General features: G+C 52.3%; 13 protein-coding genes. 9 read left to right on the plus strand and 4 right to left on the minus strand.

Going from position 1 to position 16,838, the window contains the following annotated elements:
* Positions 1-216: 216 nt before the first annotated feature.
* The 3 genes from H9I35_RS10340 to era form a co-directional block, all read right to left on the minus strand.
* Complete coding sequence (locus tag H9I35_RS10340) at positions 217-1,791, minus strand: D-alanyl-D-alanine carboxypeptidase family protein (protein ID WP_187419302.1); 1,575 nt, start codon at positions 1,789-1,791, stop codon at positions 217-219.
* Entirely contained in the window at positions 1,788-2,879 is a 1,092-nt protein-coding gene (gene aroC, locus H9I35_RS10345) for a chorismate synthase (RefSeq protein ID WP_187419303.1), read from the minus strand. Before aroC ends, H9I35_RS10340 begins: the two co-directional genes overlap by 4 nt.
* Before the next feature lie 127 nt (positions 2,880-3,006).
* Positions 3,007-3,924: a GTPase Era gene (gene era, locus H9I35_RS10350; protein ID WP_187419304.1), complete on the minus strand. Its 918-nt coding sequence runs from the start codon at positions 3,922-3,924 to the stop codon at positions 3,007-3,009.
* A gap of 119 nt (positions 3,925-4,043) precedes the next feature.
* On the opposite strand from era, the gene glgX reads away from it, so the two are divergent.
* From glgX to H9I35_RS10385, 7 genes are all read left to right on the plus strand, one after another.
* The gene (glgX, locus tag H9I35_RS10355) at positions 4,044-6,158 is read left to right on the plus strand and encodes a glycogen debranching protein GlgX (protein WP_187419305.1); all 2,115 of its coding nucleotides are present in this window, start codon (positions 4,044-4,046) and stop codon (positions 6,156-6,158) included.
* A gap of 61 nt (positions 6,159-6,219) precedes the next feature.
* Complete coding sequence (locus tag H9I35_RS10360) at positions 6,220-8,676, plus strand: glycogen/starch/alpha-glucan phosphorylase (RefSeq protein ID WP_187419306.1); 2,457 nt, start codon at positions 6,220-6,222, stop codon at positions 8,674-8,676.
* Positions 8,673-9,575 carry a DMT family transporter gene (locus H9I35_RS10365; RefSeq protein WP_187419307.1) on the plus strand — a complete coding sequence of 301 codons (903 nt, stop codon included), beginning with the start codon at positions 8,673-8,675 and terminating at the stop codon, positions 9,573-9,575. The genes H9I35_RS10360 and H9I35_RS10365 overlap by 4 nt, the downstream gene beginning before the upstream one ends.
* A 427-nt stretch (positions 9,576-10,002) precedes the next feature.
* The gene (locus tag H9I35_RS10370) at positions 10,003-10,776 is read left to right on the plus strand and encodes a transporter substrate-binding domain-containing protein (protein ID WP_187419308.1); all 774 of its coding nucleotides are present in this window, start codon (positions 10,003-10,005) and stop codon (positions 10,774-10,776) included.
* A gap of 395 nt (positions 10,777-11,171) precedes the next feature.
* The gene (locus H9I35_RS10375) at positions 11,172-11,834 is read left to right on the plus strand and encodes an amino acid ABC transporter permease (RefSeq protein WP_252722761.1); all 663 of its coding nucleotides are present in this window, start codon (positions 11,172-11,174) and stop codon (positions 11,832-11,834) included.
* Positions 11,821-12,543, plus strand: coding sequence for an amino acid ABC transporter ATP-binding protein (locus H9I35_RS10380; RefSeq protein ID WP_187419309.1), 723 nt, complete (start codon positions 11,821-11,823; stop codon positions 12,541-12,543). The genes H9I35_RS10375 and H9I35_RS10380 overlap by 14 nt, the downstream gene beginning before the upstream one ends.
* 59 nt (positions 12,544-12,602) lie before the next feature.
* The gene (locus H9I35_RS10385) at positions 12,603-13,997 is read left to right on the plus strand and encodes an MATE family efflux transporter (protein WP_187419310.1); all 1,395 of its coding nucleotides are present in this window, start codon (positions 12,603-12,605) and stop codon (positions 13,995-13,997) included.
* A gap of 55 nt (positions 13,998-14,052) precedes the next feature.
* Here H9I35_RS10385 and H9I35_RS10390 read toward each other — a convergent pair whose 3' ends face one another.
* Positions 14,053-14,748: a DUF3298 and DUF4163 domain-containing protein gene (locus tag H9I35_RS10390; RefSeq protein WP_187419311.1), complete on the minus strand. Its 696-nt coding sequence runs from the start codon at positions 14,746-14,748 to the stop codon at positions 14,053-14,055.
* Between the two features lie 131 nt (positions 14,749-14,879).
* Between H9I35_RS10390 and H9I35_RS10395 the strand changes: the two genes are divergently transcribed.
* Both H9I35_RS10395 and H9I35_RS10400 read left to right on the plus strand, forming a co-directional pair.
* Positions 14,880-15,812, plus strand: a complete 933-nt coding sequence (locus H9I35_RS10395; protein ID WP_187419312.1) for an ABC transporter permease — start codon at positions 14,880-14,882, stop codon at positions 15,810-15,812.
* Entirely contained in the window at positions 15,809-16,612 is an 804-nt protein-coding gene (locus H9I35_RS10400) for an ABC transporter ATP-binding protein (RefSeq protein ID WP_187419313.1), read from the plus strand. Before H9I35_RS10395 ends, H9I35_RS10400 begins: the two co-directional genes overlap by 4 nt.
* Positions 16,613-16,838 lie beyond the last annotated feature (226 nt).

A 16,838-nucleotide genomic window follows, 5' to 3' on the forward strand; every position in this document is an offset into this window, starting at 1 on the left:
TCCCGACTTCAAGAATGATTCCGAACAGTGTTCGTTCGCGGTACATCCGTGTACCGCTCACTACCGCATTTTTGCTTTGCAAAAATGCGCAGTTGTTTTGCAAAAGTGCGACCCGGCATCCCTGCCGTGCATTGCATGAAGCGAAGTTTCCCGCGCGACTTGCAACGAGCGCGGAGCGCGAAGTTCCCCGCGCAGGAATCCGCCGGCGGCTCCCGGCTATTGCCTGTGCGCGAGTACTACCCGTGCAACGACGTCGCTTGCCGAAACGAAGGGGTTGGCTTTTGCGATGGAGCGGTCTGCAACGAGGGGGATCGCTTCGAGCGTTTTGCCGTCGAGTACGTATTCGATGCTGCCGTATTCGTTTCCGGCTCGTACGCCGCCCTCTATCGAACGCGGCAAGTTTACGAGGACACGCACGGATCGGGCGGCGTCTTCGGGCGAGGTGCCCAGTATAAACGGAACGGTGAGCGCGGTAAAATCGTAGGCGGGCGTGAGGTATGTCCACTGCGCTTTTGCACCGGTGACGGGGATAAAATAGCGGTGCACGGCGTCGGTTTTTTTGCAGTCGGCAAAACGCGCAAACGCCCATTCCATGAGCGTCGTTCCGTCCTGCACCCGATACGCATCTCCTTCTTTTCTGTTGCGTCCCGGCCCGTTCATCGTTACCGATAAAAAGCGCGTCGTTCCGCGGTGTGCGGTGAGCGCGAGGTTGTATCCGCTTTCATCGATGTAGCCCGTCTTTAAGCCGTCGCAGCCTGCGAGTTTTCCGAGCAGCGCGTTCGTGTTCTGCTGTGTAATACCCATCGTGATCTTTTCAGGCAAGCCCTTTGAAAAATCCTGCGCGGTCGGTTTGCTTCGGTCTTCGACTGCGAGGTTATGAATTTGGGGATAGGTAAACGAAAGACGCGAATGAAATTTGACGAGGGTGTCCGGAAACTTTGTGATATATACGCGCGCGAGCATCGCCATCTCCCGAGCCGTCGTTTCGTTGTCGGCGCTGTAGCCTGACGCTTCGGCAAAATGCGTTTTCGTCAATCCCAAAAGCCGCATTTCGCGGTTTATGCGTTCGACAAAAGCTTCCATACTTCCCGCGATATAATAGGCGAGTGCGTATGCCGCGTCGTTTCCCGAACACACATCAAGTCCGGTTAATAATTCTTCGACGGTGACGATTTGATCTTTGCCTAAAAACATGAGCGACGAATGGGGCATCATATTGCATGCCCATGTTTCCCGCGGCAGCGGTACGATATCGCCGTAGGAGATATTCCCTCGCTCGATTTCCTGCATGACGACGTACATGACGGCGATCTTCGTCATCGATGCCGGAGGGATGATCCTGTCCGCTTTTTTTTCGTAGAGGATGTTGCCGCTTGCGACGTCGATGAGGATGGCCGACCCCGCTTCGACGGAAAGCTTTGCCGGAACTACCGGGTAGGGAAGCTGTTTCAAAATATCGTTCCGTGCGGGATACGCTTTATCGAGCACGTTGTCGAGCAGCTTTCGCTCGTCTTCGGTGAGCTCTCTCGGAGGCGTCGCCTGCTTGAACCGATAGAGACGGATACCCGCAGTTCCGACGAACGAAGAGACGAACACCGCAGCGAAAATAATAATTATTAATCGTATACGCCGGATGATAGTTCCGTTCCGTGTGCGCGTCGCGCGTCGGACGATGTCTCCGCTCTGCGTGCGGGATTCCCGCCGTACCGCATTCCGTCCGCTGCCTTTTTGTCGTTCGCCTTTTGCCTTGCCGTCTTTTCGTTCGCTCATCTTTTTACTGTCGGTATTCAAATCCGTGCGCTCCGGTTTCGAAGAAGCATATCGGCGAGGACGATGGCTGTCATCGCTTCGATGACGGGAACGATCCTCGGGCACAGGCATGCGTCGTGCCGCCCTTCGACCGATATGTCGCTGTCGAAATAGGCGCCGCCTTCTTCGCGCACCGTCTCCTGTGTAAGTGAAATGCTCGGCACGGGTTTTATCGCCGCGCGGAAAACGATATCGTTTCCGTTCGATATGCCGCCGAGTATGCCGCCTGCGTTATTTGAAAGAAATTCGACTTTGCCGTCTTTGCTTTTCATCGCATCGTTGTTTTCGCTTCCCGTGAGAGAGGCCGCTCCGAACCCCGCACCGAATTCGATACCCTTTACCCCGCCGATCGACAAAACGGCTTTGGCAATTTCCGCGTCGAGTTTGTCGAAGACGGTTTCACCGAGACCTGCGGGAACGCCGCTCGCCGTACATTCGACGATGCCGCCCGCGCTTTCGCCTTTGGCGCGGAGACCGGCGACGCGAGAAGCCATCGATTTTGCGGCTTCTTCATCGCATGCGCGGAAAGAAGTGCGTTCGACTGCGTCCATATCGCGCGCTTTGCAGGAAACGCCGGCTGCGGAAATCGTATACGCTTTGACTTTTATGCCCGCCGTTTTAAGCACTGCGTTTGCGACGGCACCCGCGGCGACGCGCGAAGCCGTTTCGCGCCCGGACGAGCGTCCGCCGCCCCGCCAGTCGCGTACGCCGTATTTTTTGAAATACGTCCAGTCGGCGTGTCCGGGACGGAACAAATGCGCGAAGTCGGAATAGTCTTCGGATTTTTGGGAATTGTTTCGTATTGCGATTGCGATGGGCGTTCCTTCCGATACGCCTTCGAAGACGCCCGAAAGGATTTCCGCTTTGTCGCTTTCATTTCGCGATGTGACGGCGGGATTTTGTTTGCCGTCCGTCGCCCCGGGTTTTCGTCTGTCGAGTGCGCGCTGTATGTCGTCCGCATCGATATGTATGCCTGCGGGACAGCCGTCTATGACGACTCCGATAGCGCTTCCGTGGCTTTCGCCGAATGTCGTAACGCGGAAAATTGTTCCGAACGTATTGCCTGCCATAACTCGAGTATAGCATAAAAGCGGAAAGCGGGGAACACGCAGCCTGTTTTGGACAAGCCGTTGTCTTTCGGAGAGGCATGTGAATTTTTCGTTCTTTGGGATAATACTCCGATAACTCCGCGTACGGTTATTTTATTAATTTCTTCAAAACCGTATCTTTTTGACGCCAGTTTTTATCGACTTTAACTTGCAGGTCGAGATCGACAGCGTAATCGAAGACGGTGCGGAATCTGTTGATCGATGCCGTGCGGATCGCTTTTATCATCGAGGCGCCCTTACCGATGACGATGCCTTTTTGACTTTCGCGTTCGACGCAGATGCTCGCTCTTACCCACAGCCGTTTGCCGCCGTCTTTCATTTCCATATCCATGATATCGACATAGAGGCAGTGCGGTATTTCTTCTTCGAGTCGGTTGATCGCTTCTCCGCGTATGATCTCCGCAATGCGAAAGCCGACGTCCTGATCGGTATAATATTCCCTCGGATATAATTCGGGAGCGACGGGAGCGAGTTCGTACAGCGCTTTCAGCACGTCGTCGATGTTTTCATCGTTTTTTGCCGATACTTCGATGACGCGATTTTCAGGAATTTCAGGCAGTGCGTTTTTTATAAAGGCGATGGCATCGGCGGTTTTTGCGTTCGGCGCGTCGCGCTTGTTGACTGCGACGACGGTGCGGTCGGCAAAGGGTTTGACGAGCTCTGTGACGAGCGCTTCTTCTTCTCCCGCAGCTCTCGTACTGTCGATGATGTAGAGCAGAGCATCGGCGGTTTTCAGCTGTTCGGCTGCAATCGATTTCAATTTGAGATTGAGTTTTTTTTCGCTCGCGTGGTAGCCGGGCGTGTCTATGCATACGAGCTGGCCGAGCGACGTATTGATGATGCCGCGGATCGCATCGCGCGTCGTCTGCGGTATTTCCGATACGATGGATACGAGCTCTCCGCATGCCGTATTGAGAAAGGTCGATTTGCCTGCGGAAGGCCGTCCGATGATTGCGACGATGCCCGCTTTCCGTCCGCCGCTTTGTGCCGTGTGTTCCGTGTTCATGTGTGCATCACAGTATAGCGATATGGCGTATGCTCGGCTACTCGGCGCTTGCATGCCGGCAATGCACGCCTTACAGGCAATGTTGCTTTTTATTATTGTCTTATGATAAAATATCACCTATGGATGCTTCTCGTGTGCTTGCAGGCAGACCCATGCAATGCGGTGCCGTCGTCGCGGACGGAGGCGTGAACTTTTCGCTGTTCAGCAGAAATGCGACGCGCGTCGTGCTCTATCTTTTCGACTCGCCTGCTGCAAAAACATTTTGCGATACGATCGAATTCGATTCGAAAATCAATAAAACCGGCGACGTATGGCACGTTTTTATCAAAGATTTGAAAGCGGGAGCGCTCTATTTGTATCGCATCGACGGGCCGTACAACCCTCCTGCAGGCGATCGGTTCAATTTTAATAAATATCTTTTCGATCCGTGCGCAAAAGCGTTTACGAACGGTTCCGTATTCCGCTCCTACCGCACGCAGCGTGAACACGGGAAAGCCGGTATCGAAAACGGCCTTCTTTCCGACTTGTCCGATTTTCCGAAATGCGTCGTTATCGACGATGCCGATTTCGATTGGCAGGGCGATAAGCCGCTTGCGCGCTCGCTCTCCGAAACGATCATCTACGAAACGCATGTAAAGGGCTTCACCCGTTCCCCGACGTCCGGCGTGCAAAATCCCGGCACGTATCGCGGCTTTATCGAAAAGATCCCCTACCTCAAGTATCTCGGTGTTACTGCCGTCGAACTCATGCCGATATTCGAATTCGACGAAGCGGAAAACGAACGCGTAAACCCGCGCACGGGACAATTATTGACAAATTATTGGGGCTACAATACGATCGGTTTTTTTGCGCCGAAAACCTCGTATGCTGCGGACACGTCTCCGGGAGGGGCGGTGAGGGAGTTCAAAGAACTCGTGCGGGAATTGCACCGCGCGGGTATCGAAGTGATCCTCGACGTCGTATACAATCATACGGCGGAAGGGAACGAACACGGGCCGACTTTTTCTTTCCGCGGCATCGAAAACGGCGTATACTACATGCTCCCTCAAAACCAAAAGCAATACTATGCCGATTATTCGGGCTGCGGCAATACGGTCAACGCGAATCATCCGACGGTGAGCGAATTCATCCTTGCGAGTTTGAGACACTGGGTCGTCGATATGCACGTCGACGGATTTCGTTTCGACCTTGCGACGGCCTTGAGCCGTTCGGAGCTCGGTCATTTTATCGCTTCGGGGCAGCTGCCCTATGCGATCGCCGAAGATCCGCTTCTTGCAAAAACGAAGATCATCGCCGAGCCGTGGGATGCCGGCGGCGGCTATGCAGTCGGTTCTTTTGCGGGGGGCAGGTGGTGCGAGTGGAACGGAAAATTCCGCGACGATATGCGCCGCTTTATCAGAGGTGATGACCGCTCCGCGACGGAAGCTGCGACGCGGATGACCGGCAGTTCGGATTTGTATAAAGCGAACGGACGTTCTCCGGTCAATTCCATCAATTACATCACGTCGCACGACGGTTTTACGATGTACGATTTGGTGAGCTATAATGTAAAGCATAACGAAGAAAACGGAGAGGGAAACCGCGACGGCAGCGACGACAATTTCAGCTACAATAACGGTTTCGAAGGCGATTCGACGAATCCGAAAATCGTGTCGGTGCGCCGCCGGAAAATAAAAAATTTCCTTACCTGTCTGTTTCTTTCGCAGGGAACGCCGATGCTCCTTTCGGGCGATGAGATGATGAGAACGCAGCGGGGCAACAATAACGCGTATTGTCAGGACAACGAAACGTCGTGGATCGACTGGCACGGCTGCGATAAAAACAAGGACATATTGCTGTATACGAAAATGCTCATCGAACTGCGCAAAGCGTATTCGCTGTTCCGCCGCAATACGTTTTTTACGGATTCGTCGGAAATCACGTGGTACGATGCGAGCGGAAAAAATCCCGATTGGGCGAAGCTCGACCGATTTCTCGCATTTAAAGTCGATGAAGCGGCCGACGGCATCGGCGTCAACGAAATCTACTTTGCGATAAATACCGACATCTACGATTTGACGGTTACGCTGCCTTCTCCCGCGGGCGGAAACGTATGGTACCGCATCGCCGACACGTCGATCGACGGAGAAGACGCGGTTCGGAAACAGGGAGACGAAGAATTGTTAAAGGAACAGTACCGCTATGTTTTGCCTTCCGACAGCCTCGTACTGTTGATAAGTAAACGGAGTCTCTGAAACGCCAAGCGATTTTCAGAGGTGTCGTCGATTTTTTAATTAAGTTTAAGGAGACAGGCGTATGCAGTTCAGCGCTGAAGAGTTCAAACGTAATCTTGAAAAAAGGCTTCACGACCGCTACGGCAAAAATATTGCACGGGCGACGAAATACGATCTGTTCGATGCGGTTGCCGCTTCCGTGCTCGATCCCATCGTCAAAAATTGGATGGCGACGAGAGAAGCTTACGAAGCGCATCCGGTACGGCAGCTTTATTATTTTTCCGCAGAGTTTTTGATGGGACGCGCGTTCGGCAACAACCTCATCAACGCGGGAATCGAAAAGCAGGTAAAGGAAGTGCTCAAAGACATGAGCATCGATTACGATATGATCGAAGACAGAGAACCCGACGCGGGTCTCGGAAACGGAGGACTCGGCCGGCTCGCCGCGTGTTTTCTCGACAGCCTCGCAACGCTCGATTATCCGGGTCACGGCTACGGCATCCGCTACGAATACGGCATGTTCGAACAGAGAATCGAAAACGGCCGGCAAGTCGAATACCCCGACCGCTGGCTCAAGCACCGCGATCCGTGGGAAGTGAAGCGAAGCGATTTGGCGGTAACCGTCCGTTTCGGCGGTACGATCGTGTACGACAGAACGCCCGACGGCCGCATGCACTTTTCTTTGCAAAACGCGGAAGAAGTGACGGCCACTCCTTACGATACGCCGATCGTCGGCTACGATACGAACACGGTGAACACGCTGAGATTGTGGGAAGCTTCTTCTCCGAACGGTTTTGACCTCCAGCTGTTCAACGATATGCAGTACAACCGCGCGGTCGAAAAACAAAACAGCGCCGAAAACATCAGCCGCGTACTCTATCCGAACGACAGCGGACCGAGCGGAAAAGCGCTCCGCCTCAAACAGCAGTACTTTTTTTCGTCGGCGAGTTTGCAGGATTTGACGCGCGCCTATGTTTCGCGCTTCGGAACCGATTTCGGCAAATTCGTCGAACTGCACGTCATCCAGCTGAACGACACGCATCCTGTCGTGGCGATTCCCGAACTGATGCGCATCCTCATGGACGAATACAACGTGGGCTGGGACGATGCGTGGAATGTCGTGACGCATACGTTTGCGTATACGAATCACACGATCCTTGCCGAAGCGCTCGAAAAGTGGCCGATCGAAATTTTTCAAGGTCTTCTTCCGCGCGTGTATCAAATCGTCGAAGAGATCAACCGGCGTCTGCTCATTTCGCTTCGCGAAAAATATCCGAACGATTTCGAACGTCAGCAAAAACTGTCGATCATCAACAACGGACACGTTTTTATGGCGTGGCTTGCAATCCATTCGTGCTTCAGCGTAAACGGAGTCGCCGAACTCCACACGGAATTATTGAAAACGCGGGAACTGAAATCGTGGTACGAACTCTATCCCGAAAAGTTCAACAATAAAACGAACGGCATCACACAGCGGCGCTGGCTTTTAAATGCGAATCCCTCTCTTGCGGAATTCATCACGGCGCGCATCGGAGGAGGCTGGGAAAAAGATTTGACGAAACTCAAAGCGCTCGAACGTTTTTCAAACGACGAAGTTTCTCTTAGGGAGCTTACGGCGATCAAAAGATCGAACAAACAGCGCTTGGCCGAATATCTCAAGCATACGCAAAACGAATTTCTCGACCCCGACAGCATTTTCGATGTGCAGGTAAAACGCCTCCACGAATATAAGCGCCAGCTTTTGAATGTTTTGCACATCATGTATCTGTATAACCGCATCATCGACGATCCCGATTTCAACCCGCCGCCTCAAACTTTTATCTTCGGTGCGAAAGCGGCGTCGGGCTACCGCAGAGCGAAAACGATCATCAAACTGATCAACACCGTCGCCGACCGCGTCAACAACGACCGGCGCGTGCACGGAAAAATCCGCGTCGTGTTCGTCGAAAACTACCGCGTCAGCGTTGCGGAAAAAATCTTTCCGGCTGCCGACGTTTCCGAACAGATATCGACTGCGGGCTTTGAAGCGTCGGGTACGAGCAATATGAAGTTTATGGTAAACGGTGCACTCACGCTCGGTACGATGGACGGCGCGAATATCGAAATTATCAAAGAAGCCGGAAAAGAAAACGCGTTCGTATTCGGACTTTCCGCCGAAGAAATTATTAAAATGGAAACCGAGCACAGCTATAATCCGCAGGAATACTTGGGACGGAACCCCGAACTTTCCCGCGTCGTACAGCAGCTCGTCGACGGTACCTACGATCCGACGCATCAGGAATTCAAAGAGCTTTACGATTCGCTCGTCTACGGCGTCGAAGGTCAGCGCCCCGACGTGTTCTACGTTCTTGCGGATTTCGGTGCATACTGCAAAGCTCACGAAGAAGTCGAAGCGGCTTATCAAAATACGAAAGAGTGGGCGCGGAAAGTGCTTATCAATATTGCGAACAGCGGCAAATTTTCTTCCGACCGCACGATCGAAGACTACGTGCGCGATATTTGGCATCTTAAAAAAGTGACGCCGCTTGCCGACGTATGAACGCAAAAAGCGTATCGTTTTTTGCGGGAGCAGGGCTGCTCCTTGCAGCGTGCATTTGGGGATTTGCGTTCGTCGTCGTAAAAGACAGCCTCGACTATATCGGCGCGATCTATATGCTCGCTTTCCGTTTTTCGATTGCGGCGGCGGCTCTCGCCCTTATCTTTGTGCGCTCTCTCAAACTGATCGATGCTTCGTATTGGAAGCGCGGGGCGATACTCGGCGCTCTGTTGTTTTTTGCCTACGCGCTGCAGACGGTCGGCTGTGATTATACGACCGCCGGAAAAAACGCATTTCTCACGACCGTGTATGTGATGCTCGTGCCGCTTTTCGGCTGGCCGCTTTATAAAAAATTTCCGGGCGGACACGTCTTCGCCGCTGCCGCGATTTCGCTTTTGGGCATCGGTTTGCTCGCGCTTTCAAAAAGCGACGGAGTTCTCCTTTCGATCAATTTCGGCGACGCCCTTACGCTCGGCTGCGGCGTTTTTTACGCGCTGCACATTCTCTATACGGCCGAATGCAATGCCCGTCACGATCCGATCGTGCTCACCGTTTTGCAGTTCTTTTTTGCCGCCGTCTTTTCCTGGGCCGCAGCCTTTTTCTTTGACGGCGCCTTTCCGGCTGCAGCCGTAAAAAATACGCGCGTTATCGTTTCGATGCTCTACCTCGGTCTTTTCAGCACGATGATTTCCTTTGCGCTGCAGAACGTCGGCTTAAAATACGTCCGCTCCTCTTTTGCCGCTCTCCTCCTTTCGTTCGAATCGGTGTTCGGCGTGCTGTTCAGTACCGTCCTTTTGCACGAACGTTTGACTTCGCGCATGACCGCAGGCTGCATTCTCATCTTTTTTGCCGTCATCCTCGCCGAAACGAAATTCGATTTCGGATCGAAAACGGCACGATAAAACAGGATCGCAGCGGTTTACGGACGGCACCTATGTGCGATCCCGCCCTCCGCGGCTCACTCGCGCTCGGCCTCCTCGCTCGCCTACGCTCGCTCCGGTGGCTGCCTGCGGCACCGCTCCGGCCGTGCGTAGGCGTCTCGTTTAAACCTTCCTATAAATGCGGCATTGCAGAAAATGTCAATTTTCGAAAATGCCGCGTTAGTGCGCGAGCCTCGCAACGAGCGCATAAGCGCGAAGTTTCGAGCGGCGCACACGTATATCCGCGAGTTTTCAAAAGAAAACTCGAAGTTAAACGAGACGCGCCATTTCAGCGGCTCGTTTAAACGTTGACATTTTGTATACCAAATTTTATACTTTCGCAGGCGGACAAAACTGCGTACGCAGTCTTTTGTCCCTTTTTGTTTTTTTTCAACAGGAGGAATACAATATGAAAAGGATTATGTTTGCGGTTTTTGCCGCGCTCGTGTTATTCGGCGTACTTTCGTGTTCGAAAAAAGCGCAGGTGAACATCGCTTCGGCGGAAGATTTGAACGGTAAAAAAATCGGATGCCAGGCGGGAACGACGGGTGAAATCTATGTTCAGGACAACGTAAAAGGCGCGACGCTGAAATCGTTTAAGACGGGTATGGACGCGGCTCTCGATCTGAAGAACGGCGCGATCGATGCGATCGTACTCGACGAACTGCCTGCAAAAGAAATCGTAAAACGCAACCGCGACTTAAAGGTGCTCGACATCCGCTTTGCAACCGAAGAATATGCGATCGCCGTAAAAAAAGGAAATACCGCTTTGCTCGATTCGATCAACAAAACGATTTCCGTAATGAAAGCGGACGGAACCTATGAAAAACTCGTAAAGGCGTTTATGCCTGCCGACGGCGCCATCGTCGTTCCCGAAGCAGTTCCGTCGAACGGAAGCGAAATTATTAAAATGGGAACCAATGCGGCCTTTCCTCCGTTTGAATATATCGAAGGTACGGATCCCGTCGGTTTCGACGTGACGATGAGTCAGCTGATCGCACGCGATTTCGGAAAAAAACTGCAAGTCGTCGATATGGCTTTCGACGGATTGATCGCGGCTTTACAGTCGGATGCGATCGATTTTATTGCGGCGGGTATGACCGCAACCGACGAGCGCAGAAAAAATGTCGATTTTTCCGAACCGTATTATTCGTCGAATCAGGTCATCATCGTTCGAAAATAATTGATAGATCGAATATCGAGTTTGGAAAGTATTGCTAATAGCGCTGTGTTTACGGCGAGAACTTCGTTCGCTGCGCTCACTACCGAGTTTGCGGAGCAAACTCGCGGTATAAGCCGCGGTCGAGCTTTTTAAGCTAGGCTTCCGTAAGCCTAACGCTCGAAACGGCACGCAGCCGGAACCTCGCCGTAAACATAAGTTTATTTGTTTTCCAAACTCGCTATTCAATTATTGCGTGAAACAGATGGAAAAGGGGCTGTCTTAAAAATTACTTATTTTTTCGACAGTCCTGCGAGTTTTAGAAAACTCGAAATTGACCCTAATATTGACTGCAACGTTTTGAGCCGGACGCTGCGTTCGGCTCGAAGCGGTTTTACGAGGAGCGGATTGTGTTTCAAATGTTCTATGACACGATGATTGCGAATATGCGCTGGAAGCTCATATTTTACGGGCTCGGCACGACGCTGCTCATTGCGATTTGCGCCGTCCTCATCGGTTCGGTACTCGGCTGCACATTCGCCCTTTTTAAGATTTCAAAAAACAAAGTGCTGCAAAAGATTTCGCAAATTTATACGACGGTCATACGCGGTATACCGATGGCGACGCAGCTGATGATTTTTTATTTTGTAATCTTTTCGCCGATCGGCATGAGCAATGCGGTACTCGTCGCGATCATTGCCTTCGGCATCAATTCCGGGGCATATTGTACGGAAATCTTCCGCGCAGGCATTCAAGGAGTCGATGCCGGACAGACGGAAGCCGGCCGCTCGCTCGGTCTTTCGTGGCGGCAGACGCTTGTTAAAATCGTTATGCCGCAGGCGTTCCGCGTCATCATTCCGACGTATACGAGCGAGTTTATCGCCCTTATCAAAGAAACGTCGGTTGCGAGTTTTATCGCGGTAGTCGATCTGCAAAAAGCCTGCGACAATATCCGCAACGCTACGTACAACGCATGGCTTCCGCTTTTGTCGTGTGCGGCGGTTTATCTCTGCCTTACGGTCGGATTGACAAAACTGTTTTCGATTTTTGAACGAAGGATGGCGCGCAGTGATCGAGGTTAAAAACTTAATAAAGAAATTCGGAGGAGAGGCCGTACTCAACGATATCTCCGAAACGATCGTTAAAGGCGAAAAGATCGTCATCATCGGGCCTTCAGGTGCGGGCAAGAGTACGTTTTTGCGCTGCCTCAATCTCCTCGAACGTCCGGATGCCGGCCGCATTTTTTTTAACGGCGTCGATATAACCGCCGAAAAGACGAACGTCGACGAACTGCGTGCAAAGATGGGCATGGTATTCCAGCACTTCAATCTTTTTCCTCACTTGACCGTTTTGCAGAACATCACGCTCGCGCCCGTCACGCTCAAGCGGCAAACGAAGAGCGAAGCCGAAGCGAACGCTATGAAACTTCTCGCAAGAATCGGTCTTGCCGATAAAGCTTCGACTTATCCGTCGAAATTATCCGGCGGGCAAAAGCAGCGCATTGCGATCGTGCGCTCGCTTGCGATGAACCCCGACGTGATGCTCTTTGACGAACCGACGAGCGCGCTCGATCCCGAAATGGTCGGCGAAGTGCTCAACCTCATGAAAGGGCTTGCCGAAGAGGGCATGACGATGGTCGTCGTTTCGCACGAAATGGGATTTGCGCGGGAAGTCGCCACGCGCGTGCTCTTTATGGACGGAGGCGTCATCGCGGAATCGGGAACCCCTGACGATATTTTCAACCGGCCGAAGTGCGAACGGCTGCAGCAGTTTCTAAAATCGGTTTTGTAAACGGGCGCTTCTGAGAAAACGGTTGGATTTTCAGCGGTGTCCGAATAATTATTAATCCTATGTCCGATACGTCTTTATTGTTTTCGCCGAAAGATTTGCGGCGTCTCATTTTGCCGCTCATCGTCGAGCAGCTCCTTTCCATATTTCTCGGCATGGCCGATATCGTTATGGTATCGACGCTCGGCGAAGAAGCGGTATCGGGCGTCTCGCTCGTAGATTCCCTGAACGTCCTGCTCGTCCAGCTCTTTGCAGCCCTCGGTACGGGAGGCGCCGTCGTCGCCTCTCAGTATATCGGACACGGCGCGCACGATATGGCATCGAAAACCGCAAAGCAGCTTCTCTATACGATCGTCGCCGCCTCGCTTGCCGTTTTGACGCTCTGCCTCGCGTTCAACCGCCAGCTCCTTTCGTTTTTATTCGGCAGCATCGACGACGGCGTTATGAGCGCTTCCCGCACGTATTTTTTTATTACGATTTTTGCGCTTCCTTCGATCGGTTTGTACAACGCGTGCGCGGCGCTGTTCCGCGCTCAGGGTAATTCCCACGTGTCGATGTTCATCTCTATCCTGATCAATGTTTTGAATATCGGCGGCAATGCGATCCTGCTCTACGGCTTTCGATGCGGGGTCGAAGGAGTAGCCTTTCCGACGCTCGTGTCGCGAACTGCGGCGGCCCTCGTTTTGCTCGCGCTTTTGTACAAGGGCGGAACATACAACGGACAACCGGCCGTTTCGATACGCGGCATATTCCGTTTCGAATTCGACGGAGGGATCATCAAACGCATCCTCTCGATCGGGGTTCCGAACGGACTTGAAAACAGTATGTTCCAAATCGGAAAGATACTCGTGCTTTCCCTCATCGCGACGTACGGCACTACGGCGATCGCCGCAAACGCCGCGGCGAATACGCTTTCTTCGTTCGAAACGCTGCCGGGTTCCGCAATGAGCCTTGCCATGCTGACGGTGGTCGGCCAGTGTATCGGTGCGGGAAAAACGGAACAGGCCGAATACTATACGAAAAAACTGCTCGCGCTCGCATTCGCTTCGATTGCCGTGTTGAATATTCCGTTTCTTTTATGTGCGCGCTCCCTTTTGCGCCTGTATGCGCTTTCAGCCGAAACGACGCGCCTTGCATGGTATATGACACTTTTGCACGGCGTGTGCGCCATGCTCATTTGGCCCGTATCGTTTACCTTTCCGAATTCGCTCCGCGCTGCGGGAGACGCCGTGTTTACGATGATCGTTTCGATGATTTCGATGTGGGCGGTACGAATCGGTATGAGCTATGTACTCGATCGGACGGATATGTTCGGCCTGATGGCGAGATTCGGCTGGCCCCCTTCGTTCGGCGCGCTCGGAGTTTGGTTTGCGATGATACTCGATTGGATCGTGCGCTCGTCATGCTTTGTGTACCGCTTCCGAAGCGGCAAATGGAAAGGAAAGCGCGTCATATAAAAAACCGCCGCAGTGCGCGGCGGTGGAAATTATTAACAAATTGTGTCGGACAATTTTACCGGACGGCTGAAATCGTAACTTTTTGCACGCCTTCCGAATACGGCGCGACCGTATAGGGCTCGAAATAAACGGTGAGCGTTTTGCCGTCATACGTGAACGTCTGATAATTGCCCGCTTCAGGTATGGTGCCTTCGGCGATCCAGTCGGTGCGCGCTTTTTTCGCTTCCGCGCTGTTTCCGCCGTAGCTTAAGCGCTTCATAAAATAATCTTTGCATTGCGTTGCGATATCTTTGATCGATAAGCCGGATGCTTCCGTGATCGACACTTCTTTTTTCAGCGCTTTGTCGTAGGTGATCGAATCGAGCTGTGTTTCTCCGTGCGCACCTCCTTCATAGCGGTAGGCCGTAAAGAGCATCGAAATATATTTGTCGCTTACGATGATCGAATCGCAGGCGGCTGCGTATTCGAACGGAGGAAGCTTTTTCGCAGAAGTGTTTTCGAGTTCACGCCGCGTTTTTTGTGCGGACGATTTGAAATCGTTGTACGCGCCGAGCGTGCGCGATTTGATAAGAGAATTGAGATCGTCGAATCCCGCAAACTGAGGATAGACGATTTTCGCTTCGAAGACATCGGTTTTTTCGGAAACCGTCGTCATTTTGTAAGGCGCCGCTCCCTTTTGAGATGCGGTTTGACATCCTGCAAATACAAGAGATGCAAGCACTGCAGAATACACGATGTGTTTTGTTTTCATAAAAACCCCTTTTGTCAAACGGCGGCGATTGCATTAAAACGGATACGCATCTGCGCTTGCCGTTTCGGATTTGCCGCCTATTCACATAAATGAAAAAAAATATTACTATAAATAGTTACAAGGGAGTCTGCATGATTTACAGTATTTTAATCGAAGGTTTGATATACGGCATCATGGTGCTCGGCGCCTTCGTGTCGTTCCGCGTTATCAATTTTTGCGATATGACGGTCGACGGAGCCTTTCCGCTCGGAGGCTGCATCCTTGCCGCGTGTTTGCTGCACGGCATACCGCCCGTTTTCGCGCTTTCGCTCGCATTTTTCGGCGGCGCTTTTGCGGGGCTCGTTACGACGCTCATCTATACGCGCTTTCGCATACCCGATTTGCTCGCCGGCATCCTCGTCATGACGATGCTTTATTCGATCAATCTCCGCATCATGTCGAACCGTGCGAACATATCGTTTTTGCGCATCGAAACGATTTTCTCAAAGAGCGCCGCTTGGACGGAGCGCGTCTTTCCCGCACTTCCTCCTGAAGCGGGCATCCTTTTGTTTTTAATAGTTTTCGTCGCCGTCTTAAAAGGACTCCTCGATCTCTTTTTTCACACCGACATGGGTTTGACGATGGGCGCGCTCGGAGCGAACGAACAGATGGTCGTTTCGCAGGGCGTCGATCCGAAAATACTCCGCGGTATCGGCGTGTCTTTCGGCGACGGACTTGCTTCTCTTTCAGGCGCCTTTGCCGCAATGTACAACGGCTTTGCGGATGTGGGAAGCGGTACGGGCGTCATCGTCGGAGGGCTTGCATCCCTCATGCTCGGAGAGTTTATCATCCGTTCGAATAAAATTTCGATGCAGACGCTCCGCGTTTTGCTCGGATCGATTTTATACCGCGCGCTCATGTTCGCAGGCAGAAGTTACGGATATCGAATCGGCTTGACGAGTAACGATCTGAAACTCGTTACCGGTTTGCTTATCATTTTGTGCCTCGTGATATCCAATTTGAAAGGCAAGGCGAATCTTAAATCACATCTCTTACGTCCGTCGAAAGCGGGAGGCGCGCAATGATTGAATTGAAAAATATAGCCATAACGTTCAATCCCGGCACCGCAGACGAAAACACGGCACTTAAAAATATCGATTTGACGATCAATAAGGGCGACTTTATCACGGTGATCGGATCGAACGGAGCGGGAAAGTCGACGCTGTACAATGTCATCGCAGGTACCCTTTCTCCGACTGCCGGAACGATTTCGCTTTCGATGAACGGTTCCGTGCGCGACATCACGAAAGACGAAGAATACAAACGGGCACTGTACATAGGGCGCATCTTTCAAAATCCTCTGCTCGGCACTGCGGGGAAAATGTCGCTTGAAGACAATATGATGATATGCAGCAAAAAAGGCTGGAAGGGTTTGAAGATCGGCTTGAACGCCCGCACTCGCTTATATTTCCGAAGCGAACTCAAACAGCTGAACATGGGACTTGAAGAGCGCCTTTCCGACAATGTCGAACAGTTTTCAGGCGGACAGCGGCAAGCCTTGACGCTGCTCATGGCGGTTATGTCGCGTCCGGCTCTTCTTTTGCTCGACGAGCATACTGCAGCCCTCGATCCTTCGAACGCCGCCCTCGTTATGAATTTGACGAAGCGCTTTGCGGAATCCTACAATCTCACCGTAATGATGGTGACGCACAATATGCAGCACGCGCTCGACTCCGGCAATCGTCTTATCATGATGGACAAAGGCGAAATCATCTTCGACATAGCCGGAGACGAAAAAAAGAATTTGACGATGGACGATATCGTGCAGCGCTTCCGAGCCATAAAGAAGACGGCGCTTACGAGCGACCGCATGATATTGCAGTGAAAGAGCGTCGAAACGTTCCCTTCGTTGCTCTCGTATAAATTCGATCGAAACGCCGCATCGCCGCTCATTGACCGAAATGACGCTTGCCGTTCATGCGGAGAAGCGCTATACTTTTCAGCGCAGATGTTACGTTTGTGATAGCCTACAGCCGAATCCCTTGCGGCGGCATTACCGGCGCCCACGGCGCGCCGCGTATCAGCATCGACAAAGTATATCAATTACCGAA

This window comes from Treponema sp. Marseille-Q4132 (genome assembly GCF_014334835.1).
GTDB lineage: Bacteria > Spirochaetota > Spirochaetia > Treponematales > Treponemataceae > Treponema_D > Treponema_D paredis.

Coding starts and splice junctions, on each gene's coding strand:
- aroC (WP_187419303.1), bottom strand. CDS start 2,879: ATGGCAGGCAATACGTTCGGAACAATTTTCCGCGTTACGACATTCGGC.
- era (WP_187419304.1), bottom strand. CDS start 3,924: ATGAACACGGAACACACGGCACAAAGCGGCGGACGGAAAGCGGGCATC.
- glgX (WP_187419305.1), top strand. CDS start 4,044: ATGGATGCTTCTCGTGTGCTTGCAGGCAGACCCATGCAATGCGGTGCC.
- H9I35_RS10360 (WP_187419306.1), top strand. CDS start 6,220: ATGCAGTTCAGCGCTGAAGAGTTCAAACGTAATCTTGAAAAAAGGCTT.
- H9I35_RS10365 (WP_187419307.1), top strand. CDS start 8,673: ATGAACGCAAAAAGCGTATCGTTTTTTGCGGGAGCAGGGCTGCTCCTT.
- H9I35_RS10370 (WP_187419308.1), top strand. CDS start 10,003: ATGAAAAGGATTATGTTTGCGGTTTTTGCCGCGCTCGTGTTATTCGGC.
- H9I35_RS10375 (WP_252722761.1), top strand. CDS start 11,172: ATGTTCTATGACACGATGATTGCGAATATGCGCTGGAAGCTCATATTT.
- H9I35_RS10385 (WP_187419310.1), top strand. CDS start 12,603: ATGTCCGATACGTCTTTATTGTTTTCGCCGAAAGATTTGCGGCGTCTC.
- H9I35_RS10390 (WP_187419311.1), bottom strand. CDS start 14,748: ATGAAAACAAAACACATCGTGTATTCTGCAGTGCTTGCATCTCTTGTA.
- H9I35_RS10395 (WP_187419312.1), top strand. CDS start 14,880: ATGATTTACAGTATTTTAATCGAAGGTTTGATATACGGCATCATGGTG.
- H9I35_RS10400 (WP_187419313.1), top strand. CDS start 15,809: ATGATTGAATTGAAAAATATAGCCATAACGTTCAATCCCGGCACCGCA.